The organism is Streptomyces sp. NPDC039609, assembly GCF_055596705.1.
In genome coordinates, this window is the sequence record NZ_JBVIUJ010000018.1 from 69684 (window position 1) to 94729 (window position 25046).

Genomic DNA, 25046 nt, shown 5'->3' on the forward strand with positions numbered 1-25046 from the left:
GGCGTTAGCTATCCGCAGCCCGTCCGACGCACAGCGAAAAACAGCCACGGAGGCTTCCCGTGACTTCAGGTACGACACCGGGCCTGGCCCGGTTCAACACCTCGGCGGACAGCGACGCTGTCGCCGCCCTCCACGAGGTGTGCTCCAGCTCGGCGTGGGGGAGCAAGCTGCTCGCCCAGCGCCCCTACACCACCGCCGAAGCCCTGTTCCTCGCCAGCGACGCCGCCATGGCCGAGCTGACCGCCGAGGATCTGGCCGAGGCGATGGCGGGCCACCCGCCGATCGGTCGTCCGAAGGCAGGGGACCCGACCTCCTCCCGCGAGCAGAGCGGGATGGCCGGCGCCTCCGAGGAGCTCAAGGCCGAGATGCTCGAACTCAACCTGGCCTACCAGGACAAGTTCGGTCATGTCTTTCTGATCTGCGCGACCGGCAAGACCGGTGAGCAGATGCGCGACGCGGTCCGTGAGCGGATCGAGCACTCGCCCGAGCAGGAGCGGGAGATCGTCCGCACCGAGCTGGGCAAGATCAACCGCATCAGGCTGACCCGGCTCGTAGAGCGCGCAGAGAACGAGGAAGAGAACGCATGAGCACCGACACCACCGCTTCGGTGTCCACCCACATCCTGGACACCAGCATCGGCCGCCCCGCCGAGGGCGTGGTCATCACGCTCGCGGCCCGCAGTGGCTTCGACGCGCAGTGGGTCACGCTCGGTGGCTCCGCCACCGACGCGGACGGGCGCTGCAAGGACCTGCCGGCCCTGCCGGAGGGCACCACCCACGTACGTCTCGACTTCGAGACCGAGGCGTACTTCTCCAAGAAGCAAGCCGAGGCGCAGCAGGACGCCCCCCGCGTAAGGGACAGCGGTGCGTTCTTCCCGGAGGTGGCGATCACGTTCGCCGTCAAGCCGGGCGAGCATTACCACGTACCGCTGCTGCTCAACCCGTTCGGCTACTCCGTTTACCGAGGGAGCTAGCAGACATGCCCACGATTCTCGGCCAGAACCAGTACGGCAAAGCAGAGAACCGCGTCGTCAAGATCACGCGGGACGGCGCCACCCACCACATCAAGGACCTGAACGTCTCCGTCGCCCTCTCCGGCGACCTCGACGACGTCCACCTCACCGGCTCCAACGCCCACTGCCTGCCCACCGACACGACCAAGAACACCGTGTACGCCTTCGCCAAGGAGTACGGGATCGAGTCGGCCGAGCAGTTCGGCATCCACCTGGCGCGTCACTTCGTGACCAGCCAGGAGCCGATTCACCGGGCGCGCATCCGGATCGAGGAGTACTCGTGGGAGCGCATCGCCAGCTCCGACGCCAACTCCAAGTTCATCGGCTCGGACGAGGTGAACCACTCCTTCGCCCGCAAGGGCCAGGAGACCCGCGTCACCCAGATCACCTACGACGGTGAGAAGTGGGAGGTCATCTCCGGCCTCAAGGACCTCATCGTCATGAACTCCACCAACTCGGAGTTCTGGGGCTACATCAAGGACAAGTACACGACCCTCCAGGAGGCGTACGACCGCATCCTGGCCACGCAGGTATCCGGTCGCTGGCGGTTCAACTGGACCGACGACGACCAGCGGATGCCCAACTGGGAGCGGTCCTACGGGCAGACCAGGAAGCACATGCTCGAGGCCTTCTCGGAGACGTACTCGTACTCGCTGCAGCAGACGCTGTACCAGATGGCCACGCGGATCATCAACCACCGTTCGGAGATCGACGAGGTCCGCTTCTCGCTCCCGAACAAGCACCACTTCCTGGTCGACCTGGAGCCCTTCGGGCTCAAGAACGACAACGAGGTCTACTTCGCCGCCGACCGGCCGTACGGCCTCATCGAGGCCACCGTGCTCCGTGACGGAGCCACGGCGCTGATCCCGGCCGACATGACCAACCTCTAAGCGGCACCGCGTGGCCGCCCCCGCCCGCCCGCAGTCGGGCGGGGGCAGTCACCACCGGAGGGACGTACCCATGGCACAGCCCGCAACGGGGCCGGCACCTGCCGAAGGCCCGTGTTCCACACCGCCGGACACCTCCTCGGCCACGTCGACCGATGTCCACCCGGTGGACGAGAAGCTCCCCGCCTCACGGCTCGTCCCCGCCGCGCTCCAGCACATCGCCGCCATGTACGCGGGAGTCGTCACGCCCCCGCTGATCATCGGCCAGGCGGTCGGCCTGGACGCCGCGGGAATGACCCGGCTCATCGCCGCGAGCCTCCTCATCGCCGGCTGCGCCACCATCCTCCAGACCCTCGGGGCCGGCCGCTTCGCCGGGAACCGGCTCCCGTTCGTCAACGCCGCCTCGTCCGCGGGCATCGCACCGATGCTCGCCATCGCCGAGACCAGCGCCCCCGGCCACCAACTCCCCGCCATCTACGGCGCGGTGATGGTCGCCGGAGTGTTCTGCCTCGCCGTCGGCCCGTTCTTCGGCCGGCTGCTCCGCTTCTTCCCGCCGCTCGTCACCGGCGTCGTGATCACCCTGATCGGCGTCACCCTGATGCCCGTACCGGTCAGCTGGGCCCAGGGCGGGAACAAGGAAGCCGCCGACTTCGGCGCCATGAAATACCTGGCACTCGCCGCCTTCACGCTCGTGGTGATCCTGCTCTTCCAGCGCTTCGCCAAGGGCTTCCTCAAGCAGATCGCCCTGCTGCTCGGTCTGTTCATCGGAACACTCGCCGCGATCCCCTTCGGGATGGCCGACTTCACCGCCCTGCGCGAGGCGCCCGTCGCTGCCCTGCCCGGACCCTTCGCCTTCGGCGCACCGGAGTTCCAGCCCGCCGCGATCCTCTCCCTGTGCATCGTGATGCTGGTGCTCATGACCGAGTCCAGCGCCGGGATGCTCGCCCTCGGCGAGATCTGCGAGCGCAGGAGCGACGGCCGTACGATCACCCGCGGTCTGCGGACCGACGGCATCGCCACCCTGATCGGTCCCGTCTTCGGCGGCTTCCCCACCTCCGCCTTCGCCCAGAACGTCGGAGTGGTCTCGCTGACCCGGGTCCGCTCCCGCTACGTCGTCGCCGTCGCGGGCTGCGCCCTGCTCGTCCTCGGCGCCTTCCCGGTCCTCGGCGCGGTCGTGTCGATGGTCCCCATGCCGGTCCTCGGGGGTGCCGGCATCGTCCTCTTCGGCTCGATCGCCGTCTCCGGAATCCGTACCCTCTCGGAAGCCGGACTCGACGACAGCTCCAACATCATCCTGGTGGCCGTCGCGCTCGGAGCGGGCATCATCCCGCTCGCCGCGCCCACCTTCTACGCCGACTTCCCGGCCTGGGCACAGACCGTGCTCGGCTCGGGCATCAGCGCGGGAGCGCTCGTAGCGGTCTCGCTCAATCTTTTCTTCCACCATCTCGGCACCCGGAGCCGTCACACGGCCCCGGCACTCAAATCCTCCTAGGGTCCTGCCGTGCCCACACCACCCCCGAGGAATGAAGGAAGCACCGCCATGGCAGCACCTTCGACTGTCGAACGCATCGTCGTCGAGAACTGTGCGATCGCGACCGTAGACGCCAACGACACCGAGTACGCCACCGGCTACCTCGTCGTCGCCGGCAACAGGATCGAGTCCATCGGAGCCGGCAAGGCGCCCGAGGGCCTGGAGAACGTGGTCCGCCGGATCGACGCCACCGGTCATCTCGTGACGCCCGGTCTGATCAACACCCACCACCACTTCTACCAGTGGATCACGCGGGGCCTGGCCACCGACCACAACCTCTTCAACTGGCTGGTCGCCCTCTACCCGACCTGGGCCCGCATCGACGAGGCCATGGTCCGCGTCGCCGCCCAGGGTTCGCTGGCCATGATGGCCCGCGGTGGTGTCACCACCGCGATGGACCACCACTACGTCTACCCGAAGGGCTCCGGCGACCTGTCCGGCGCCATCATCGGGGCCGCCCAGGACATGGGTGTCCGCTTCACCCTCGCCCGTGGATCGATGGACCGCAGCGAGAAGGACGGCGGCCTGCCGCCGGACTTCGCCGTCGAGACCACCGAGGGCGCCCTCGCGGCGACCGAGGAGACGGTGAAGAAGTACCACGACGCCTCCTTCGACGCGATGACCCAGGTCGCCGTGGCCCCCTGCTCCCCGTTCTCCATCTCCACCGAGCTGCTCCGGGAAGGCGCCGCGCTCGGCCGCCGTCTCGGTGTGCGGATGCACACCCACGGCTCGGAGACCGTGGAGGAGGAGAAGTTCTGCCACGAGCTCTTCGGCATGGGCCCGACGGACTACTTCGAGTCGACCGGCTTCCTCGGCGAGGACGTGTGGATGGCCCACTGCGTCCACATGAACGACTCCGACATCGAGGCCTTCGCCCGCACGAAGACCGGTGTCGCCCACTGCCCGTCCTCCAACGCGCGGCTGGCCGCGGGCATCGCCCGCGTCCCGGACATGCTGCGCGCCGGGGTCCCGGTCGGCCTCGGTGTCGACGGCACCGCCTCCAACGAGTCGGGCGAGCTCCACACCGAGCTGCGCAACGCGCTCCTCATCAACCGTCTCGGCGCCCACCGCGAGTCCGCGCTCAACGCCCGCCAGGCGCTGCGCCTCGGTACGTACGGTGGCGCCCAGGTCCTCGGCCGCGCCGACAACATCGGTTCTCTGGAGGCCGGCAAGCTCGCCGACTTCGTGCTCTGGAAGATCGACGGCATCGGCCACTCGTCGATCGCCGACCCGGTCACCGCGATCGTGTTCGGCGCCGCTGCCCCGGTGACGGCCTCGTTCGTCAACGGCAAGCAGATCGTCGAGAACAACCGCCTGCTGTTCGCGGACGAAGAGGCGATCGCCCGCGACGCGCGCGCGGAGGCCCAGCGCCTGGCCCGTATCACGGCCCAGGGCTGATCCTCCCCAAGGAGTCCGACCGAGGGGGACGGCCCTCGGTCGGTCGCCACGGACCCGAGCGGGGCCCGTGGCCGGCCGGACGGGGGGTGCCCGTACGTAAAGAGGTACGGCACCCCCCGGACGGTCGACGTGTGTCAGCCCTCCAGGCCTCCCCGGGCACACGACGCATTTCGAAGGATGAAGAAGTACCCCCCACTTCCTCATGAGCCGCACCCGTGAGGCGCACGACCTGCACCGCTTTGCACCACCTCCATGACACCCACGTCCCCGCCGACGTGTTACCCGACCGGAGGAACCTCCGTGGCCACCAAGCCCAGGTTTCGCAATGATGCGCACGACGCAGGCGCCGACACCGAAGACCAGAAGCATCCGGTCGACGAGACTCTGCCGCCCCTGAAAATGTTCACCAGCGGTCTTCAGCACGTGGCCGCCATGTACGCGGGGGTCGTGGCCCCGCCCCTGATCGTCGGCGCGGCCGTCGGACTCTCCGGCACCGAACTGACCTTCCTCACCGGAGCCAGCCTCTTCACCGCGGGACTCGCCACCTTCCTCCAGACACTCGGCGTCTGGAAGATCGGCGCCCGGCTGCCGTTCGTCAACGGCGTCACCTTCGCCGGCGTCGCCCCCATGCTGGCGATCGTCGACACCACCGACAACAAGGCCGACGCCCTGCCGATCATCTTCGGCGCGATCATCGTCGCGGGTCTCCTCGGCTTCATAGCCGCCCCGTACTTCTCCAAGCTCGTCCGCTTCTTCCCGCCCGTGGTCACCGGCACCGTGATCACCCTCATCGGCATCTCGCTCCTTCCGGTCGCCTTCGGCTGGGCCCAGGGCCCCAATCCGACGGCCGAGGACTACGGTTCGACGACCTACCTCACCCTCGCGGCGATCACGCTCGTCGTCGTACTCGTCCTGCGCCGCTTCACGCGGGGCTTCCTGAAGCAGATCGCCGTCCTGGTCGGTCTGGTCATCGGCACCCTCATCGCGATCCCGTTCGGCGTCACGGACTTCAGCCCGGTGGCCGAGGCGTCCGTGATCGGCTTCCCGTCGCCGTTCCACTTCGGCGCCCCGCAGTTCGCGCTCGCCGCGATCATCTCCATGTGCGTGGTCATGCTGGTCTCGATGACCGAGTCGACCGCCGACATGCTCGCGCTCGGCGAGATCGTCGACCGTCCGGCCGACGAGAAGACCATCGCGGCCGGACTGCGCGCCGACACCCTCGGCTCCGCCATCAGCCCGTTCTTCAACGGCTTCATGTGCAGCGCCTTCGCTCAGAACATCGGTCTTGTCGCCATGACGAAGATCCGCAGCCGCTTCGTGGTCGCCTGCGGCGGTGGCTTCCTGGTCCTGATGGGCCTGTCGCCGATCGCGGCCTCGCTGATCTCGGTCGTTCCGCGGCCGGTGCTCGGCGGCGCGGGCGTGGTCCTCTTCGGCTCGGTCGCGGCGAGCGGCATCCAGACCCTGGTCAAGGCCGGCCTGGAGAAGGACAACAACGTGCTGATCGTGGCGGTCTCGCTGGCCGTCGGCATCATCCCGATCACGGCGCCGGACTTCTACCACGCATTCCCGGAGACCGCGAAGATCATCCTGGACTCGGGCATCTCGACCGGCTGTGTCGCGGCGGTCCTGCTGAACCTGGTCTTCAACCACCTCGGCAAGCGCGGCGACGAGGACACGGTCACCGCACCCATGGAACCGGGCGAGGAGATCTCCGAGGCCCGCACCTCCAAGGCGGCGCACGTCCACTGAACGCGCCCCGTCCGTCCATCGAGCCGGTCCCCGCGGATGCCGCGGGGGCCGGTGTCGTGCGTGGAACGGCAGACCTCGGTGTCCATGCGGAGCTCGCCGCTTCCGCCGACCCCGACGCGGTGCCGACGGTCGTCCTCATCAACCCCAACACGTCGACGGACACGACCGCGATGATGACCGCGATCGCCCGGCGGACGCTGGGACCGTCGGTCCGTGGGGTGACCGTGGCGCGCGGCCCGCGGATGCTCACCGACCCGGATGCCCTGCGCGCCGCCGCCCCGGAGGTGGTCGCCGCCGGCCGGCGAGCCCTGGTCTCCGGCACCTGCCGGGCGCTGGTGGTGGCCGCGTTCGGCGACCCGGGGCTCGCGGAACTGCGGGCGCTCACCCTGGCCTCGGCGCGCGGGCCGGTGCCGGTCCTCGGCATCGGGGAGGCGGCCGTGCTGGAGGCCGCCGCGTCCGGGCGGCAGTTCGGCATCGCGACGACCACGCCGGGGCTGGCAGGGTCCATCGTCGAGCGCGTCGCCGCACTCGGCCTCTCCGACCGCTTCACCGGCCTCCGTCTGACCGAGGGAGACCCGCAGGCCCTGTCCGCCGACCCGGATGCGCTCCGCGAGAGCCTGGCGCGGGCGGTTCGGGAGTGTGTCGTACGGGACGGTGCCCGGGCCGTCGTCATCGGTGGCGGCCCACTGGGCGAGGCGGCCGAGTCCTTGCGCGCCCGGTTCGAGACACCGGTGATCGCCCCGATCCCGGCGGCCTGCCGCAGGCTCGCGAAGCTGCTGGGACCCGGGCCGGAAGGCACCCCGCCCTCATGACCACGCGGAGCCGCGCGGCTCCCCACTACACCGGACGCCAGTCCGGGCGTCGGCCGCTCAGGCCCACCACACGGTCGAGCAGGGGAGCGCCGTCCGGGACCGGGACGATCGGGCCGAAGAAGCCCTCGTCGGCCGGAGCGTCCTCCTCCGGAGTCAGCAGGGCCTCGGACACGGCCAGTTCCTCCTCGCTCACCTCGTACGCCTGGCCCGTCGAGCGCGCCAGGTCCCAGCCGTGGATCAGCAGCTCGTTCAGCGCGACCTTGCCCATGACGGCCGCGGGCATGTCGATGCCGCCCGCCTGGGTGTCCCCCTCCCAGGCGCCCGGCTCGCGCCAGGCCGCCGCCAGTTCGTTCAGGGCCTTCGGCAGGGCCGCGCGCCAGTCGTCCTCCAGGACCGGCCGGACCGATCCGGGCGGTGTGCCGGTCGTCGCCCCGAAGTCCTTGCGGGCCGCGTCGCGGAAGGCCACGCTCAGGCTTGCGACATGGGCGAGCACCTCCCGCACTGCGTACTCGGGACAGGGTGTCGGGTCCCCGAGCCGCTCGTCGCCGATGCCCTCGGCGAGTCGTGCAACCCGCTCGGCGGCCGTTCCCAGATCGATGTGCTCCGTCTTCTCCATGCAAACTGAGACCGTCGAGGACGCCAGAACTCATCGGTCCGTGCCGATCCGGCGCCCGCACTCCTTCGCCAGCACGGGATAGGCCGCCGCGATCGCCTCGTACAGCCGTCGGCTCAGCAGTCGTTCGGCCTCCGCCCGGCCCGTCGACCCGTACAGCCCGTCGAGCAGCGTCTCGTACCGCGACAGCGCGTGCCGCAGATAGCTCACCTGCCACCGCACCAGCGCCCCCGCCGCCACCCCTCCGGGACTCCGGGCGCCGAGCAGATGGCGATGTCGCACGGCCCGCCGCTCCAGCTCGGCGGCGGGGAGACGCGGCACCTCGATCGGCTCCGCCCGGATCGCGGCGAGGACCGCATGCCGACGGGCCTCGGCCCCCGCCTCGCCGGCCGAGGAGCGCCGTCCCGAGGAGGCGGCGCACCGGGTGAACTCCGGTGTCCGCTCCACCGCCTCCACCCGCGCCAGGCGATACAGCCGCACCGGCGCGATCGACCACCGCCGCGGATCCCGCCCCTGCACGTCGGGCGCCCCCAGCAGGTCGCGCACCATCGCGTCGGTCCAGCCGCGCGCCCGCAGTCCGGCGAGCGTCACATACGTCATACGGTCCGTCATGCTTCCCCCTGCATTCGGTCACGGAGAGTGACGAACCCAGTGAAACGCACCCCACTGACAGTCGCACCGGTGGCCGCCCTCTTGCCGACCCGCCGGACACCTGTCATACAGGTCTGGACCATTCCGACGGACGGAGGCATTCCTGTGCAACGCCCGCTCGCCGCCGCCGTGTTGACCGTCGCCGCCCTCGCCCTCGCGGCATGCTCCGGCGGCCCGGAAAAGGACACCCGCAGCCCCACCGCCCCCACCGGAGTCACAGCGTCCGCCGGCAGCGCGAGCACCGTCCACGTCATGTGGGGCGCGGCCGCCGACGACCGCGGGGTCACCGGCTACGAGGTCTACCAGCAGGGCCGCAAGGTGAAGGACCTCCCCGCCACGACGCTCATGGTCGACATCGTGAACCTCGCCCCCGCCACCCCGTACACCTTCACCGTCCGCGCCCGCGACGCCGCCGGAAACCGCTCCGCGCCCAGCGCGCCCGTCCCGGCCACCACCCTCGCGGCGACCGCCCAGGACCGCACACCCCCGACGGCCCCGCGAGCCCTGCGCGCCGCCCCCGACGGCAGCCACGCGGCCACCCTGACCTGGACCCCGGCCCGCGACGACACCAGGATCACCGCGTACGACATCTACCAGGCCGACGCCCGCGTCCACACCGTCCCCGGCACGGCGACCACCGCCCGCATCACCGGCCTGCGGCCCGGCACGGTCTACTCGTTCACCGTCCGCGCCCGCGACGCCGCGGAGAACTCCTCCCCGGACAGCAACCCGGCCGACCTCACCACCACCCCGGCCCCCGGCGCCGCCCCCAACACCGCCCCGACGAACCTGAAGGCGACCGCCACCAAGGGCGAGATCACCCTCACCTGGACCCCGCCGGGCACCGGCGCCCCGGTCAAGGAGCACCAGCTCTATCTCAACGAATCCTTCGCCACGACGATCATCTGGGGCGCCGAGCCCCCACCCGGCCCCGCCACCTACACCTTCACGGTCCCCACCACCCCCGGCACCCGCTACAGCGTCAAACTCCGAGCCCGCCTCCCCGACGGGACCTGGGGTGACTTCTCCGCCCAGCGGACCGTTGTCGTCCCATGACGGCGCCGCCACAGGCGTCGGCGTCCGGCGCGCGCCGGAACTACCCTGGGAAAGGTGGCAGGGACCGTGCTCTCCAACACCGGGCTCGACGCGTTCCTCGACGGAACACCGGAGCTCCGCGACCCTTCGTCCGCACGCGCCGCCGACGCCGTGCTCGGGTTGTTGTCGCTGCGCGGGGCCGACCGGCGGAGCGGGCTGCCCGAGCCGACCGTGCACCTCGTGCGGCATCTTCTCGTCGAGGACGTACCGGCCTTCGTGTACGCGACGCCCGAGGAACTGGCGGCCTACCCCGCCGTGCTGGTGGCGCTCACCGAGCGCGTCCGGGAGGCCGGGCGGCTCAACGCCAAGCGGCAGGCGCGGATCGTGGCCGCCATCGAGGAGATCGTGCCCGACTTCGAGCGGGCGATGCGGGATCCCGGCAATCTGACCTGGCAGCGCTGGTACGCCTCGCTGCTGCGGGCCGACGGCGCCGACCCCGCTGACGCCGATGCCGTGCGTGCCTGGCTCGCCGCCCACGACGGGGTGACCCCGCCGGACGGGCTGCGCAGGGCCGACCTGATGAACCGCAGCGAGCTCGCCGACATGGTGCTCGCCGAGGCGCTCACCAGCGCATACGTACGAGAGGTGGAGGTACCCTCGCCCGCCGGGCCGCTGCTCTCCGACGGGGACGTCTCGCACGGGGTCGGCGAGGTCGCGGGCCGGCTGGTCGACCGCTGGACCGCCGAGGGGCTCGCCGGGGCGCTCGCGGGGCCGTACGCCCATCTCGCGCCCGGCCCTGACGCCTTCCCGCACCTCGTCCTCGCCGACACCCTCCTCGACGAGCACCTGAACTACTACGAGGACTCCGCCGTCCCCCTGCCGCCGCCGCCCGTCGAGGCACACGACCCCCAGCGGTCCGTCGAGGCCGGTGCCGATCTGCTCGCCGCCGCTGTCGAGGAGATGAAGAGCGAGACCGGCGGCCTGTACGACGGGGAGGCCGCCCATCTGCTGTACGCGCTCTACCAGCGGGGCTCCTGCGCCGAATCGGTCGCCCGCAGGGCCGCCGAGTTCGAGGACTGGCCGGTCGACCCCCGTCTGGAGGACGCGCCCGTACTCGTACCGGCGAAGGCCCATGACGCCTATGTCGTCCCGCCCGTCGACGAACTGTCCCGGCTCGTGGGGACCCCCGTCACCGACGACGACCGCGCTCGCCTCGAACCGTCCGCCCGGGCCATGGCCGACACCGTCGACCGGCTGGCCGGGACCGGGATGGTCTTCCGTACCGGCGACGCCTTCGGCCTCACCCCGTGGGGCGTCGAGGTGCTGCACTACCTGATGCGGGTCCGGGGCGTCGCGGCACCCGACGCCGCGGAGACCACCGCCTGGGACGCCCCGACCGTGATCGCCGCCGCGGAGGGCTGGGCCGCCTCCCCGGCCACGCGCGTCCTGACCGACTGGCTCCACGCCCGCGGGGACACCGACGCCGCCTGGTCCCAGCTGCTCGCCGCCCTCGGCACCGTCAACGCCGGGACCTACGAGGCCGCCGACACCCGAGCAGTGTTCGGCTTCCTCGACCCGGCCGCCGCGCCCGTCGAGGCCCTGCGCGGAGCGCTCGACGACCCGGTGATGGGCGCGTACGCGTACGGCGTCCTGCGGGCCAGGGGCGAGCCGGCGGACGAGACCCGAGTGCCGCTGTCCGCCCGCGCCGTGCTGATCCTGGACCGGCTCTCCCGCCGCACGGCCGGGCGGGCGGTCCTCGACTCCGCCGCCGAGGGCTGGCCGGGCGGTGTCGACGCGCTGGTGAAGGAGATGGCGGCGGCCGACCCGTACCGGGCGGAGCGGACGCTCGGCGCGCTCGGCCTCAAGGTGCCCGGGCTGTCCGGGGCGAGGACGGGGAAGCCGCGGGCACGACGCCGGAACCGGGGGAGGCGCCGCGCCCGCTGAGCGACCCCGTGGGGGATCGAGCGACGCCCGTCAGGAGACGGCCGTCAGGTACATCCCGGAGGCCCCGGCGCCGGCCGTGTTGCGGCAGGAGAAGTTCCCGCTCGGCTGAGCGTGGATCAGCGCGAGACAGCGGCCGAGCGCCGACTGGCCGTAGTGGTTGGGGTGCACGTTCTCCTGGATCGGGCCCTGCGTCTCGTTCTGGTCGATCCAGCGCACCCATTCGCTGGTCGTGGCCGAGGCGGGCACCGTGGCGCTGACCTGCTTGCTGGCCTTCGCACACACCTCGCGGCCCTGCAGCATGTCCCGCAGATCCATGAACTGCACGCCCTTGGCCGCGGCGACACCCTTGAGACGGTTGGCGACCTGCGGGACGAGCGAGTCCCGGGCCCAGTCGGAGTCCAGGTTCCAGAACGGGCAGCCGCCCGTGTTGGTACGGCTCCAGCCGCTCTCGCCGTAGCGGTTGTCCGCGGCGCGCGGGATGGGGGAGGGGTACGACTGGAGGACGATCCGGTAGGAGGAGGCGGCATACCCGGCGCCGGACATCACCGCCCGGATCTCGTCCACGGACTTGCCGACGCCCGCCATCGCGGCGTCGATCTTCGCGTCGACCTCGTCCTGCTGGTCGTCGTGGCAGTACGAGTACCAGACGATGTAGTCGGTCGCGCAGTTCCGGATGATGTCGGCGAAGCCCAGGTCGTTGCCGCCGATGGACAGCACGATCGTCTTCACGTCGTGGGAGGCCGCGACAGCGGCGAGCTGGTCGGCCTGCGGGGCCTCACCCTTGTACGCCCGTCCGCCGTTCGACGACCGGAAGACGTTCTCGGTCGTGGCGCCGGAGCAGGCGATGTTGATCAGCGCGGAGGCGATCCCGGTGGCGCTCTTCACCTCGGACGCGTCGGAGCGGTGGCAGCCGTTGGCGGCGGTGGTGCCGTACACCCGGGAGGGGTCGTACGTGCTTCCCGTCCATGCCCGGTCGGTCCCGTTGCGGCTGCCGCTGGTGGTGAGGCTGTTGCCCTGCCAGCGCCCGGCTTCTCCGGAGATGTAGCTGTCGCCCATCGAGACGACGGCGGTGGGGCCGGAACCGGAACTCGCGGCGGCGGGGGACGTGCCACCGGCGGCCACCAGGCCGGTGACGGCCAGCGAGGCGGCGAGAACCGCGCGCAGGGCGCGGTGGGGAGTGCGGCGGGGGGTGGGCATGGCTGTGCTCCTGCGTCCTTGCAGTGGAGTGAGGGACAGCCGCCGGCCGGTGGCAAGGCGGAATCTGGCATGCCGTGGCTTGTTACCGCTAGGTAGCTGCGCGTCTCGGTTGCGTCACATGCCCTGTGAAACGCACTGGAGCGAAAATGGCTCCGCCCCCGGTGCTGTGCGTTCACCGGGGGCGGAGCCTGTTCGTGATGTGACCGAAGGTGCTGCTCGGCTGCTGTGCGGGTCAGCCGGCCAACTGGTCAGCCGGTCAGCTGGTCGTACGCCGGGAGAGTCAGGAAGTCGGCGTAGTCGGCGTCGAGAGAGACGTGCAGCAGCAGGTCGTGCGCCTGCTGCCACTTGCCGGCCGCGAAGGCCTCCTCGCCGATCTCCTCGCGGATCGCGGCCAGTTCCTCCGCCGCGACCTTGCGGGCCAGTTCGGGAGTGGCCTTCACGGTCTTTCCGTCGTGCTCGAAGACCACACCGGCGTTGATCCACTGCCAGATCTGCGAGCGCGAGATCTCGGCCGTGGCGGCGTCCTCCATCAGGTTGAAGATGGCGACCGCGCCGAGGCCGCGGAGCCACGCCTCGATGTAGCGGGTGCCGACCTGGACGGCGTTGCGCAGGCCGTCGTACGTCGGCTTCGCGTCGAGGGAGTCGATCGCGATCAGGTCACCGGGCGCCACCGAGACGTCCTCGCGCAGCCGGTCCTTCTGGTTCGGCCGGTCGCCGAGCACCGCGTCGAAGGAGGCCATGGCGATCGGGACCAGGTCCGGGTGGGCGACCCAGGAGCCGTCGAAGCCGTCGCCGGCCTCGCGGTCCTTGTCCGCCTTGACCTTCTCGAAGGCGACCTTGTTGACCTCGGCGTCCTTGCGGGACGGGATGAAGGCCGCCATGCCGCCGATCGCGTGCGCCCCGCGCTTGTGGCAGGTGCGGACGAGGAGCTCGGTGTACGCGCGCATGAACGGGGCCGTCATCGTGACCGCGTTGCGGTCCGGGAGCACGAACTTGGCGCCGCCGTCACGGAAGTTCTTGACGATGGAGAACAGGTAGTCCCAGCGGCCCGCGTTGAGGCCCGCCGCGTGGTCGCGGAGCTCGTAGAGGATCTCCTCCATCTCGTACGCGGCCGTGATCGTCTCGATCAGCACGGTGGCGCGGACGGTGCCCTGCGGGATGCCGACGTAGTCCTGGGCGTAGACGAAGATGTCGTTCCAGAGGCGGGCCTCCAGGTGCGACTCCGTCTTCGGGAGGTAGAAGTACGGGCCCTTGCCGAGCTCGATCAGGCGCTTGGCGTTGTGGAAGAAGTACAGGCCGAAGTCGACGAGCGCGCCGGGTACCGGCCGGCCCTCGAACGTCAGGTGGCGCTCCTCCAGGTGCCAGCCGCGCGGCCGCATGACGACCGTGGCCAGCTCGTCGGCCGCCTTGAGGGCGTACGACTTGCCCGACCTCGGGTCGGTGAAGTCGATGTTCCGGGTGTACGCGTCGATCAGGTTGACCTGGCCGAGGACCACGTTCTCCCAGGTGGGGGCCGAGGCGTCCTCGAAGTCGGCGAGCCAGACCTTGGCGCCCGAGTTCAGGGCGTTGATCGTCATCTTGCGGTCGGTCGGGCCGGTGATCTCGACACGGCGGTCGTTCAGGGCCGCCGGGGCCGGCGCGACGCGCCAGGAGTCGTCCGCGCGGATGGCGGCGGTCTCCGGGAGGAAGTCGAGGGTCGAGGTACGGGCGATCTCGGCGCGGCGCTCCGCCCGGCGGGCGAGGAGCTCGTCCCGGCGTGGCGTGAACCGCCGGTGCAGCTCCGCCACGAAGGCGAGGGCCGCGTCGGTCAGCACCTCCTCCTGCCTCGGCAGGGGCTCGGCTTCGACGACGGCCAGGGGGGACGGCGCTGGTGCGGACATGAACTGTCACTTCCTTCAGCGGGCTTCACGGGCGGTGCCTTGCGGCCGCCGGGCGTCGCGGTTCGGCACGGAGTGCCGCGTGCGCCGAGATACGACCGCGAGCGCCGTCAGAGGATCAGGCGCTTCTGAACAGTGGATACTAGTTTCCTCATGGTGGAAGTTCAATCGTTTGTTGATGTCGAGATTCTCCGGATCGACAGAAGGTGGCGCTCAGTGCCACGTTCTTCACTCCAGGTGCGCCAGATCCGCCTCCGTGTCGATGTCGTAGGGCTCGGCCACATCCGAGCAGTCCACGAGCGTGATCGCATCCCGGTGCGCCCTCAGATAGTCACGTGCCCCCTGGTCGCCGACCGCACCCGCCGCGATGCCCGCCCAGCGCGCCGCGCCGAACAGCACCGGATGGCCCCGCTTCCCCTCGTACGAGGCCGCCGCGAGGGAATCGCGCGAGCGGTACGCCGACCGGACCCGCGCCACCGCCTCGGCGCCGATCCCCGGCTGGTCGACCAGGGAGACCAGCGCGGCGTCCACCGGCAGCGCGTCGGCGGCGAGCGAGGCCAGTCCGGACCGCAGCGACGACCCCATGCCCTCCGCCCACTCCGGGTTGTCGACCAGGACGCAGCCGGGGAGCTCGGCCCGCTCCCGTACGAGACCGGCCGAGGCCCCCAGGACGACGTGGATCACCTCGCAGCCCCCCTCGCGCAGCACGCGCACCGCGTGCTCGACCAGCGGGCGGCCGCGATGGGTCAGGAGCGCCTTGGGGCGGCCACCGAGGCGCCGCCCACCGCCCGCGGCCAGCAGCAGACCGGCGATCTGCGGGGAGGAACGAGGTGTCTGTGTCATGAGGACTGCATACCCCATGCGCCCCCGTGCGCCGGGCGTGCACACGGACGCCTGAATTACGTCCACGGAGTGGCGCACCCGGCGCGCGATGGCGTTAACTGGCTCGCGACTCCCGGCGCCTGACCATCGTTCGACGGGTCTGGTCGGTGTGTGGAGTTCGCCGCACAGTGTCGTGCGAGGGGGAGAACTTGTTGCGAAGCGTTGGGCAGAGGCGTGTGAGGACCGGCAGCGGCGAGGACCCGAGGGTGGCGGAGCTGCGTGCCGCCGTCTCCCGGCTCCGTCGCGAACTGGCGGGCCATCCGGTCGAGTTCACCGACCGGGGCATCGCCGAGGACGAACTCGCCGCGCTGGACGCGATGGCCGCCGGCGGAGTCCCCGAGGTACGGCGACTGCGCCGCTCCCTGCTGCTCATCGCCGGCTCGATCGGCTCCGTCAGCGCCCTGTCGAACGGTCTTACGGGTGTCCGTCAGGCCGTCGAGCTCTTCGGAGAGCCCCCGCGCGAGCTTCAGTGACGTCGTCGCGTGCGACGGGGTCGGCCGCGGCTTGCGGGGCGGCGGCGCCTGTCCCATAGTCCAAGGTATGGACGCGCGCGAGGCGGCGCTGCGTCAGGCGTACGACCATGCCGTCCGCTGGCTGGCCAGCCTGTCCGACCGCCCGGTCCCCGCCCGCGCCTCGGTCGACGAGATCGTGCGCGCGCTCGGTGCCGCACTGCCCGACGATCCCGGCACACCCGCCGACGTCGTCGACCTGCTGGCCACGGCCTGTGAACCCGGGCTCACCGCGTTCCCCAGCGGCCGCTTCTACGGATTCGTGGTCGGCGGCGGCGAACCGGCCGCGCTGGCCACGGACTGGCTGGTCAGCGCCTGGGACCAGAACTCCGTGATGCGCACCGTCACCCCCGCGTACGCGGCGGCGGAGGAGATCGCCGGCGCCTGGCTGCTCGATCTGCTCGGTCTGCCGGACGACAGCGCCGTCGGCTTCACCACGGGCGCCACGATGGCGAACTTCACCTGCCTCGCCGCCGCGCGCGACGAGGTGGTCCGGCGCGTCGGCGGGGACGTCGCCCGTGAGGGACTCGCGGGCGGGCCGGCCGTACGGGTCGTCGCCGGCGAGCACCGCCACATGGCCATCGACCTGGCGCTGCGCTACCTGGGCCTCGGGAGGCCCGAGCTGGTGGCGGCGGACGACCAGGGACGCATCCGGCCGGAGGCCCTCCGGGAGACGCTGGCGGCCGGCGGGCGGAGCCCCACCCTGGTGATCCTTCAGGCCGGAGACATCCACTCCGGCGCCTTCGACCCCTTCGCCGAGACGATCCGGACCGCTCGCGAGGTGGACGCATGGGTGCACGTCGACGGCGCCTTCGGGCTCTGGGCCGCCGTCTCACCGCGGTACGCGCATCTGACGGCGGGCTGCGATCAGGCCGACTCCTGGGCGACCGACGCCCACAAGACCCTGAACGTCCCGTACGACTGCGGCCTGGCGATCGTGCGCGATCCGTCCGCGCTCAGGGCGGCGATGGGACTGCGGGGCGACTACCTCATCCAGCACGCGCTCGGCGACCCCATCGACAAGGTCCCCGAGCTCTCCCGGCGCGGCAGGGCCTTCCCCGTATGGGCCGCCCTCAGATCCCTCGGCCGATCAGGCGTGGCCGACCTCGTCGAACGGCTCTGCCGGCACGCCTCCGCGTTCGCCACCGGCATCGCCGGGATCGACGGCGCCACCGTCCTCAACGACGTGGTGTTCACCCAGGTCTGCGCCGAGTTCGGCGACGACGCCCGCACGGAGCGGGTGCTCACCCGGCTGCTCGACGACGGCACGACATGGATCAGCGGCTCCACCTGGCACGGCCGCCGGGTCATGCGCATCTCGGTCAGCAACTGGTCCACGACCGACGACGACGTGACGCGCGCGCTCGACGCGATACGGCGGGCCGCCGCGGGCGAGTGAGGCGGCGGGTACCCGGGCCCGCGGCCCGGCCGCCGCCACGAGGGGCCCGCACCCTGAGGGGCTGCCACCGCGAGGGGCCTGCGCCCTGCGGGCCCGCGACTCGGCGTGGCTACCGTCGGATCAGGCGGCGCGCCGTCGCCGTCGCCACCGCCGCAGTGCGGGAGTCCACGCCGAGCTTGGCGAAGATGTGCACGAGGTGGGACTTCACCGTCGCCTGGCTGAGGAACAGCGCCTTGCTGATCTGCTGGTTCGACAGCCCCTCGCCCACCAGCTGCAGCACCTCCAGCTCCCGCTTCGTCAGCGCCTCCGCCGGCGTCCGCATCCGGTCCATCAGCCGGTGCGCCACCGCAGGGGCCAGCGCCGACTGGCCCGCCGCAGCCGTACGGACCGCCGCCGCCAGCTCCTCCGGCGGCGCGTCCTTCAGCAGATAGCCCGAGGCGCCCGCCTCGACCGCCGCCAGGATGTCCGCGTCCGTGTCGTACGTGGTCAGGACGAGGACCCTCGGGCCACCGGCCCGCGCGGTGATCGCCGCCGTGGCCTCCGAGCCGTGCATCCCGGTCCCGAACTGCAGGTCCATCAGCACCACGTCCACCCCGCCCGCCGCAGCCAGCTCCACGGCCCGCTCGGCGGTCGCCGCCTCGCCGACCACGGCGAAGTCCGGCTCCGTGTCCAGGACCGCGCGCAGCCCGGCCCGTACCACCGGATGGTCGTCGGCCAGCAGAAGACGGATCGTCATGTCGACACTCCAGCGGGAAGAGGGAGGGAGACGGCGACAGCCGTGCCCTGACCGGGCGCGGACTCCACCGTGAACGTGCCACCGAGCGACTCCGCCCGCGAACGCATGGCCGGAAGCCCGAATCCACCCTCCGGGGAGGCGGTGAGCAGAGCAGGGTCGAAGCCCTTGCCGTCGTCGACCACGTCCAGCGTCACCGACGCGTCCATGAACGACAGCGTGATCTCCGCGCGCGCCGCCGAGGCGTGCCGCGCCGTGTTCGCGAACGCCGACTGCGCGATGCGCAGCAGCGCCACCTCGTACGGGGTCGGCAGCTCCGCCGGCGTCCCGCTCAGCGTGAAGCGCGCCCGCAACGGCACCTCGGGGCTCGGTTCGCAGAGCCGCTCCAGCGCGGCCGCCAGCGAACCGTGCTCCAGATCCGGCGGCGACAGCGCCCGTACGAACCGCCGCGCCTCCGCCAGGTTGTCCTGCGCCGCCCGCCGCGCCCGCTCGATGTGCCCGGCGGCCGGCGAGCCCTCCGGCAGGGTCCGCTCTGCCGCCCGCAGCAGCAGCTGGATCGAGGAGAGACCCTGTGCCAGCGTGTCGTGGATCTCGCGGGCGAGGCGTTCGCGCTCCGCGAGCGTGCCCGCGTGCCGCTCGGCCGCCGCCAGTTCTGCCCGGGTCTCGATCAGCTCCTCGACCATCCGCCGTCGCCGCTCGCTCTCCCGGTACAGCGCCTGGTAGCCGAGCACCGTCGCCACCGCCACCGCCGCGCCGAGCAGGGGCCCGATGAAGACACCGGGGTTGAGCGGCGCACCGTGCCGTACGTACGACAGGATCGCCGCGACCGCCGTCAGCCCGACCGCCGGCAGCGACCAGCGGATCGGCAGCAGGTGCAGCTGGAGGAAGTACAGCGGAAAAGCCACCCACAGCCCGTCGGGGGTGGCCCACAGCAGCGCCAGCCAGGACACGCACAGCGCCGCCAGCCACACCGCGGCGGCCCGCTGGGAGTCTCGTACGGACGGCAGGGCCGAGCCCGTCGCGTACACCGCGGCGGTCACCACCGCGAGGGCGACGCCGGCACCCGAGTCCGCCCGGACCGCCGCCAGCGCGAGCAGGCCGGCCATCAGCAGATGCAGGCAGAGGCGCAGCGCGCGCAGGACGGGGGTGAGGGAACGCGGGTCCATGATCTGTCCAGCGTAGGCGGGGGCAGAAAATCCGGACTCAACCGAAAGTTTGATTGCGGAGCCATCCGTGGCGCGATGCCGCGGCCCGCCGGCCGCCGGGAAGCTTGGTGCCATGTTCGTGGCATGGAGAGACCTGAGATTCGCCAAGGGGCGTTTCACCCTGATGGGCACGGTGATCGTGCTGATCACGCTGCTCGTCGGACTGCTGTCCGGGCTGACCTCCGGGTTGGCCCGCGAGAACATCTCGGCGATCACGGGGCTGCCCGCGGACCGGTTGTCCTTCGCCGCCCCGCCCTCCGGTCAGTCGGTCTCCTTCACCAACTCGACGGTGACGGAGAGCGAGTGGCGGCAGTGGGCCAAGCGGCCCGGTGTCACGAGCGCGCAGCCGCTCGGCATCCGCACGCTCAACGCCGCCGCCGGGGACCGTACGGCGGCCGTCTCCGCCTTCGGTACCGAGCCGTCGGCCGGTCTCGCGCCGGAGAGCGGGAAGCTCGGACCCGGCCGGGTCGTCCTCTCCGAGTCCGCCGCTAAGGAGCTCGGTGTCGCGGAGGGCGGGGCCGTACGCCTCGGTCCGCTGGAGGCCACCGTCGCGGCCGTGTCGGGCGACGCCTCGTACAGCCACACGCCCGTGGCCTGGACCTCGCTCGACGACTGGCAGCAGCTCGGGCACAACGGCACCACGCCGAAGGAGCAGGCCACCGTCATCGCGCTGAGCGTCGCCCAGGGCGCGGACGTCGGGGCGGGCGACGCGGCGCTGGGCACCGAGTCGCGGACGATCGACGAGGCTCTGACCGCCATAGGGTCCTACCAGGCCGAGAACGGCTCGCTGCAGATGATGCGCGGCTTCCTCTTCGTCATCTCCGCGCTGGTCATAGGGGCCTTCTTCACCGTCTGGACGATCCAGCGCAGCGGGGACGTGGCCGTGCTGAAGGCGCTCGGCGCCTCGACCCCGTACCTGCTGAGGGACGCGCTCGGGCAGGCGGTGCTGATGCTCACCGCGGGCACGCTGCTCGGCACCGGCCTCGCGGTCGGCGCCGGCGTGCTGATCAGCGGTGGGGACGTGCCGTTCGTCCTGGAACCGCTGACCGTGCTCGGGCCCGCCGCCGTGATGATCGTCCTCGGTGTCCTCGGCGCCGCCCTGTCCATCCGGCGGATCACCGCCGTCGACCCCCTGACCGCGCTCGGGAGTGCCCGATGACTCTGCTGCTCGACGACGTGACGCTGACGTACCCGGACGGCGAGGGGCGGCTCACCGCCCTCGATTCGGTCTCCCTGGAGGTGCCGGCGGGCCACCTGACCGCGGTCGTCGGCCCTTCCGGCTCCGGAAAGTCCAGCCTGCTGGCGGTCGCCGCGACGCTCGTCAGCCCGGACCGGGGGCGGGTGGTGGTGGCCGGGACAGAGACGGCTTGGCTGGATGCGGCGGGGCGGGCGGCGCTGCGGCGCGAACGGGTGGGGATCGTCTTCCAGCAGCCGAATCTGCTGGGGTCGCTGACGGCGATGGAGCAGTTGCAGGTGATGGCGCATCTGTCGGGAGCCAGGCCGAAGGCGGTACGGGAACGGGCCCTGGCCCTCCTGGACGCGGTCGGCCTCGCTGACCTGGCGGGGCGCCGCCCGCACCAGCTCTCGGGCGGCCAGCGTCAGCGCGTCAACATCGCGCGGGCGCTGATGAACGAACCGTCGGTGCTGCTGGTCGACGAGCCGACGAGCGCGTTGGATCATGAGCGGGGGGCGGAGGTCGTGGCCTTGCTCGCGACGCTGACGCGGGAGCGTGGGACGGCGACGGTCCTGGTGACGCACGACTACACGCATCTGGCGTGCGCGGATGGGACGGTACTGGTCCAGGACGGCCGGGTCACGGAGCGGGCGGCGGCGGTTTGATCTTGGGCGCGCGCCCCGCCGGGGCGGCGCCCCCTTCCACAACCGGAGTGGCTGGGCGGCCCGGTGGGCGCCGCACTTTCGGGCGCAGTGCGCCCCCGGGCGCTACGCTCCGCCGTTGGTCGCCGCGGTGTTCGCCAGCGCCGTCGAGAGTTCCTGCGCGACCTCCTGGAGGATCGGGACGATCTTCTCCGTCGCCGCCTCCGTCACACGCCCCGCCGGGCCCGAGATCGAGATCGCCGCCGCGGTGGGGGAGTTGGGGACCGACACCGCGAGGCAGCGGACTCCTATCTCCTGCTCGTTGTCGTCGACCGCGTACCCCGCGTCCCGGACCAGCGCGAGCGCGTCCAGGAAGCCGTCCGGCGTGGTGATCGTCTTCTCGGTGGCGGCCGGCATTCCCGTACGGGCGAGCAGCGCGCGCACCTCCTCCGCCGGGGTGTAGGCCAGCAGTGCCTTGCCCACGCCCGTGGAGTGCGGCAGCACGCGCCGGCCGACCTCGGTGAACATGCGCATCGAGTGCTTGGACGGCACCTGGGCGACGTACACGATCTCGTCGCCGTCGAGCAGCGCCATGTTCGCGGTCTCGCCGGTCTCCTCGACGAGCCGCGCGAGGTACGGGCGCGCCCAGGTGCCGAGCAGCCGGGAGGCGGACTCGCCCAGGCGGATGAGCCGGGGGCCGAGCGCGTACCGGCGGTTGGGCTGCTGGCGTACGTAACCGCAGGCCACGAGTGTGCGCATCAGTCGGTGGATGGTGGGCAGCGGCAGTCCGCTGCTGGCGGAGAGCTCGCTCAGCCCGACCTCGCCACCGGCGTCGGCCATCCGCTCCAGAAGATCGAAGGCACGCTCGAGGGACTGGACGCCACCGCTCGCGGCGGCGGGCTTGGCGGCGTCGGTGGTGCTGGCGCTGGACGTCGGCACGTCAAGGTCCTTTCGGGGCAGGCGGGCAAGGCAGCAGCCTACCGGGCCGTCCGGTCGGACACACGGTCCCGGTCGCGGTGTACGGGCCGGTCAGGGGGGTGTTTGTCCGGTGTCGGCGGCTGCCCGGCGACATCCGCCTCCTCCCTGCATGTACGGAGCTACGTTCTACTGTACGAAATTCTCATTCCACTTCATGGAAACGTCCAAGTTGAGTGCGGGGCGAGCGGCGGCGACGGGGTCATGCTGGAAGTGTGCCCTTGACGGCATGTCGTCCCGAGTGAAGACTCCTTCAACAGTTCGTTGAAATTCTGCTGGAAAGGGGTACGGGTGGACGTCAACCTGGTACTGCGCTCGACACGCGTCATCACCCCCGAGGGGACGCGGCCCGCGTCGATCGCCGTCTCCGGCGGGACCATCGCCGCCGTGCTGCCGTACGACGCCGAGGTCCCGGAGGGCGCCCGGCTGGAGGACGTCGGCGACGACGTCGTACTCCCTGGGCTCGTCGACACCCATGTGCATGTGAACGACCCCGGCCGCACCGAGTGGGAAGGCTTCTGGACCGCCACCCGCGCCGCTGCCGCCGGTGGCATCACCACGCTCCTCGACATGCCGCTGAACTCGCTCCCACCGACCACCACGGTCGAGCACCTGCGGGTCAAGCAGGATGTCGCCCGCACCAAGGCGCACATCGACGTCGGCTTCTGGGGCGGCGCGCTGCCCGACAACGTCAAGGACCTGCGGCCGCTCTTCGACGCCGGTGTCTTCGGCTTCAAGTGCTTCCTGTCGCCGTCCGGTGTGGACGAGTTCCCCGAGCTGGACCAGGAGCAGCTGGCGAACTCGCTCGCCGAGATCGCCGGGTTCGGCGGCCTGATGATCGTCCACGCCGAGGACCCGCACCACCTCGCCGCCGCCCCGCAGAAGAGCGGCGAGAAGTACGCCGACTTCCTCGCCTCCCGGCCCCGCGACGCCGAGAACACGGCGATCGAGAACCTGATCAACCAGGCCCGGCGCCTGAACGCCCGCGTCCACGTCCTGCACCTGTCGTCCTCCGACGCGCTGCCGCTGATCGCCGCCGCCAAGGCCGAGGGCGTCAAGATCACCGTCGAGTCGTGCCCGCACTTCCTCACGCTCACCGCCGAGGAGGTCCCGGACGGCGCCACCGAGTTCAAGTGCTGCCCGCCGATCCGCGAGGCGTCGAACCAGGACGCGCTCTGGAACGGTCTCGCCGACGGGACGATCGACTGCATCGTCTCCGACCACTCGCCCTCCACGGCCGACCTCAAGACCGCCGACTTCGCCTCCGCCTGGGGCGGCATCTCCTCCCTCCAGCTCGGCCTGCCCGCGATCTGGACCGAGGCCCGCCGCCGCGGCCACAGCCTGGAGGACGTCGTCCGCTGGATGTCCGCGGGCCCCGCGCGCCTCGCCGGCCTGGAGAAGAAGGGCGCGATCGAGGCCGGCCGCGACGCGGACTTCGCCGTCCTCGCCCCCGAGGCGACCTTCACCGTCGACCCGGCCGAGCTCCAGCACCGCAACCGCGTCACCGCCTACGCGGGCAGGACCCTGCACGGCGTCGTCACCTCCACCTGGCTGCGCGGCGAGCGGATCGTCGACCGCGGCATCCTCACCGAGCCCTCCGGCAGCCTCCTCGAAAGGAACAACTGACGTGTCCGCCATACCCAGCTTCACCGGCGACGCCAGCCCCTACGGCGGCGGCGACCCGTACGCCGACTACCGCACGGCGGACTTCCCCTTCACGCAGTACGCGGACCTCGCCGACCGCCGTCTCGGCGCCGGTGTGATCGCCGCCAACGACGAGTTCTTCGCCGAGCGCGAGAACATGCTCAAGCCCGAGGCCGCGGAGTTCGACCCCGAGCACTTCGGTCACAAGGGCAAGATCATGGACGGCTGGGAGACCCGTCGCCGCCGCGGTGTGTCGGCCCAGCAGCCGCACCCGACCGAGGACGACCACGACTGGGCGTTCGTACGTCTCGGTGCCCCCGGCGTCGTACGCGGCATCGTCGTCGACACCGCGCACTTCCGCGGCAACTACCCGCAGGCCGTCTCCGTGGAGGCCACCTCCGTGGCCGGCTCGCCCTCGCCCGAGGAACTCCTCGCGGACGACGTGAAGTGGACGACCCTCGTCCCGCGCACCGCCATCGGCGGGCACGCCGCCAACGGCTTCGCCGTCGACGTCGAGCAGCGCTTCACCCACCTCCGGGTCAACCAGCACCCCGACGGAGGCATCGCGCGCCTCCGCGTGTACGGAGAGGTCGCCCCGGACCCGAAATGGCTCGGCGTGCTCGGCACCTTCGACCTCGCCGCGCTCGAGAACGGCGGCCAGGTCGAGGACGCCTCCGACCGCTTCTACTCCCCGGCGACCAACACCATCCAGCCGGGCCGCTCCCGCAAGATGGACGACGGCTGGGAGACGCGCCGCCGCCGCGACAAGGGCAACGACTGGATCCGCTACAGCCTGGTCGCCGAGTCCGAGATCCGCGCGGTCGAGATCGACACCGCGTACCTCAAGGGCAACAGCGCGGGCTGGGCGGCGCTCTCCGTGGCGGCCGAGGGCTCCGAGGACTGGACCGAGATCCTGCCCCGGACCCGCCTCCAGCCCGACACCAACCACCGCTTCGTGCTGGACACACCGGCGGTCGGCTCCCGGGTCCGGATCGACATCTACCCCGACGGCGGTATCTCCCGCCTCCGCCTCTTCGGTTCGCTCACCGACGAGGGCTCTGCGCGCCTGACGGCGCGCCACCAGGAACTGGGCGGGTAACGACACCCCGCCCGGCCCGCGAGGGCGCACCGGCCGACAGCACCGGTGTGCCCTCGCGAAAGCCCCCTCCTGTTTTTTG

The 25046-nt window shown here is 71.5% G+C and carries 23 protein-coding genes; 15 read left to right on the plus strand and 8 right to left on the minus strand.

Annotated elements, in window-relative coordinates; genetic code table 11:
* The first annotated feature begins 59 nt into the window (after positions 1–59).
* The 7 genes from uraD (at position 60) to ACZ561_RS36580 (ending at position 7389) form a co-directional block, all read left to right on the plus strand.
* Entirely contained in the window at positions 60–587 is a 528-nt protein-coding gene (gene uraD / locus ACZ561_RS36550) for a 2-oxo-4-hydroxy-4-carboxy-5-ureidoimidazoline decarboxylase (RefSeq protein WP_471003836.1), read from the plus strand.
* Positions 584–973: a hydroxyisourate hydrolase gene (gene uraH, locus ACZ561_RS36555; RefSeq protein WP_471003838.1), complete on the plus strand. Its 390-nt coding sequence runs from the start codon at positions 584–586 to the stop codon at positions 971–973. Before uraD ends, uraH begins: the two co-directional genes overlap by 4 nt.
* 5 nt (positions 974–978) lie before the next feature.
* On the plus strand, positions 979–1902 hold the full coding sequence (gene pucL, locus ACZ561_RS36560) for a factor-independent urate hydroxylase (RefSeq protein WP_471003840.1): 924 nt from the start codon (positions 979–981) through the stop codon (positions 1900–1902).
* Positions 1903–1972: 70 nt separating this feature from the next.
* Positions 1973–3391 (plus strand): nucleobase:cation symporter-2 family protein, encoded by a 1419-nt coding sequence (locus ACZ561_RS36565; RefSeq protein WP_471003842.1) that lies wholly within the window; start codon positions 1973–1975, stop codon positions 3389–3391.
* 48 nt (positions 3392–3439) lie between these two features.
* Positions 3440–4828 (plus strand): 8-oxoguanine deaminase, encoded by a 1389-nt coding sequence (locus tag ACZ561_RS36570; protein ID WP_376436831.1) that lies wholly within the window; start codon positions 3440–3442, stop codon positions 4826–4828.
* Between the two features lie 300 nt (positions 4829–5128).
* Positions 5129–6577, plus strand: coding sequence for a nucleobase:cation symporter-2 family protein (locus ACZ561_RS36575; protein ID WP_471003844.1), 1449 nt, complete (start codon positions 5129–5131; stop codon positions 6575–6577).
* Between the two features lie 56 nt (positions 6578–6633).
* Positions 6634–7389, plus strand: a complete 756-nt coding sequence (locus tag ACZ561_RS36580) for an aspartate/glutamate racemase family protein (RefSeq protein WP_471003846.1) — start codon at positions 6634–6636, stop codon at positions 7387–7389.
* A 25-nt stretch (positions 7390–7414) separates the two neighbouring features.
* On the opposite strand, the gene ACZ561_RS36585 is transcribed toward ACZ561_RS36580, so the two are convergent.
* Together ACZ561_RS36585 and ACZ561_RS36590 are read right to left on the minus strand one after the other, a co-directional pair.
* Entirely contained in the window at positions 7415–8005 is a 591-nt protein-coding gene (locus tag ACZ561_RS36585; protein ID WP_471003848.1) for a TIGR03086 family metal-binding protein, read from the minus strand.
* 30 nt (positions 8006–8035) lie between these two features.
* Positions 8036–8614: a hypothetical protein gene (locus ACZ561_RS36590; RefSeq protein WP_471003850.1), complete on the minus strand. Its 579-nt coding sequence runs from the start codon at positions 8612–8614 to the stop codon at positions 8036–8038.
* A gap of 144 nt (positions 8615–8758) precedes the next feature.
* On the opposite strand from ACZ561_RS36590, the gene ACZ561_RS36595 reads away from it, so the two are divergent.
* A complete protein-coding gene (locus ACZ561_RS36595) occupies positions 8759–9709 on the plus strand; it encodes a fibronectin type III domain-containing protein (RefSeq protein ID WP_471003852.1) in 951 nt (316 codons plus the stop codon).
* 54 nt (positions 9710–9763) lie between these two features.
* Positions 9764–11632 (plus strand): hypothetical protein, encoded by a 1869-nt coding sequence (locus ACZ561_RS36600; RefSeq protein WP_471003854.1) that lies wholly within the window; start codon positions 9764–9766, stop codon positions 11630–11632.
* Between the two features lie 30 nt (positions 11633–11662).
* Here the strand turns inward: ACZ561_RS36600 and ACZ561_RS36605 are convergent, their stop codons facing one another.
* From ACZ561_RS36605 to ACZ561_RS36615, 3 genes are all read right to left on the minus strand, one after another.
* Positions 11663–12829 carry a GDSL-type esterase/lipase family protein gene (locus ACZ561_RS36605; protein WP_471003856.1) on the minus strand — a complete coding sequence of 389 codons (1167 nt, stop codon included), beginning with the start codon at positions 12827–12829 and terminating at the stop codon, positions 11663–11665.
* 248 nt (positions 12830–13077) lie between these two features.
* Positions 13078–14709 carry a malate synthase A gene (aceB, locus tag ACZ561_RS36610; RefSeq protein ID WP_471003857.1) on the minus strand — a complete coding sequence of 544 codons (1632 nt, stop codon included), beginning with the start codon at positions 14707–14709 and terminating at the stop codon, positions 13078–13080.
* A 225-nt stretch (positions 14710–14934) separates the two neighbouring features.
* Entirely contained in the window at positions 14935–15549 is a 615-nt protein-coding gene (locus ACZ561_RS36615) for a nucleotidyltransferase family protein (RefSeq protein ID WP_471003859.1), read from the minus strand.
* Between the two features lie 188 nt (positions 15550–15737).
* On the opposite strand from ACZ561_RS36615, the gene ACZ561_RS36620 reads away from it, so the two are divergent.
* Positions 15738–16061, plus strand: coding sequence for a DUF5955 family protein (locus ACZ561_RS36620; protein WP_471003861.1), 324 nt, complete (start codon positions 15738–15740; stop codon positions 16059–16061).
* A 67-nt stretch (positions 16062–16128) separates the two neighbouring features.
* Entirely contained in the window at positions 16129–17496 is a 1368-nt protein-coding gene (locus tag ACZ561_RS36625; protein ID WP_471003863.1) for a pyridoxal phosphate-dependent decarboxylase family protein, read from the plus strand.
* A gap of 109 nt (positions 17497–17605) precedes the next feature.
* On the opposite strand, the gene ACZ561_RS36630 is transcribed toward ACZ561_RS36625, so the two are convergent.
* Both ACZ561_RS36630 and ACZ561_RS36635 read right to left on the minus strand, forming a co-directional pair.
* Positions 17606–18232 carry a response regulator gene (locus tag ACZ561_RS36630; protein ID WP_471003865.1) on the minus strand — a complete coding sequence of 209 codons (627 nt, stop codon included), beginning with the start codon at positions 18230–18232 and terminating at the stop codon, positions 17606–17608.
* On the minus strand, positions 18229–19395 hold the full coding sequence (locus ACZ561_RS36635; protein WP_471003867.1) for a sensor histidine kinase: 1167 nt from the start codon (positions 19393–19395) through the stop codon (positions 18229–18231). The genes ACZ561_RS36630 and ACZ561_RS36635 overlap by 4 nt, the downstream gene beginning before the upstream one ends.
* A gap of 112 nt (positions 19396–19507) precedes the next feature.
* Here ACZ561_RS36635 and ACZ561_RS36640 point away from each other — a divergent pair, with 112 nt between their 5' ends.
* Together ACZ561_RS36640 and ACZ561_RS36645 are read left to right on the plus strand one after the other, a co-directional pair.
* On the plus strand, positions 19508–20593 hold the full coding sequence (locus tag ACZ561_RS36640) for an ABC transporter permease (protein WP_471003868.1): 1086 nt from the start codon (positions 19508–19510) through the stop codon (positions 20591–20593).
* Positions 20590–21273, plus strand: coding sequence for an ABC transporter ATP-binding protein (locus ACZ561_RS36645; protein ID WP_471003870.1), 684 nt, complete (start codon positions 20590–20592; stop codon positions 21271–21273). Before ACZ561_RS36640 ends, ACZ561_RS36645 begins: the two co-directional genes overlap by 4 nt.
* 102 nt (positions 21274–21375) lie before the next feature.
* Here ACZ561_RS36645 and ACZ561_RS36650 read toward each other — a convergent pair whose 3' ends face one another.
* Positions 21376–22188 (minus strand): IclR family transcriptional regulator, encoded by an 813-nt coding sequence (locus ACZ561_RS36650; protein WP_471003872.1) that lies wholly within the window; start codon positions 22186–22188, stop codon positions 21376–21378.
* 327 nt (positions 22189–22515) lie between these two features.
* On the opposite strand from ACZ561_RS36650, the gene allB reads away from it, so the two are divergent.
* Both allB and alc read left to right on the plus strand, forming a co-directional pair.
* Complete coding sequence (gene allB / locus ACZ561_RS36655) at positions 22516–23850, plus strand: allantoinase AllB (protein WP_471003874.1); 1335 nt, start codon at positions 22516–22518, stop codon at positions 23848–23850.
* Position 23851: 1 nt separating this feature from the next.
* Positions 23852–24967, plus strand: coding sequence for an allantoicase (gene alc, locus ACZ561_RS36660; RefSeq protein ID WP_471003876.1), 1116 nt, complete (start codon positions 23852–23854; stop codon positions 24965–24967).
* The last annotated feature ends 79 nt before the right edge of the window (positions 24968–25046 follow it).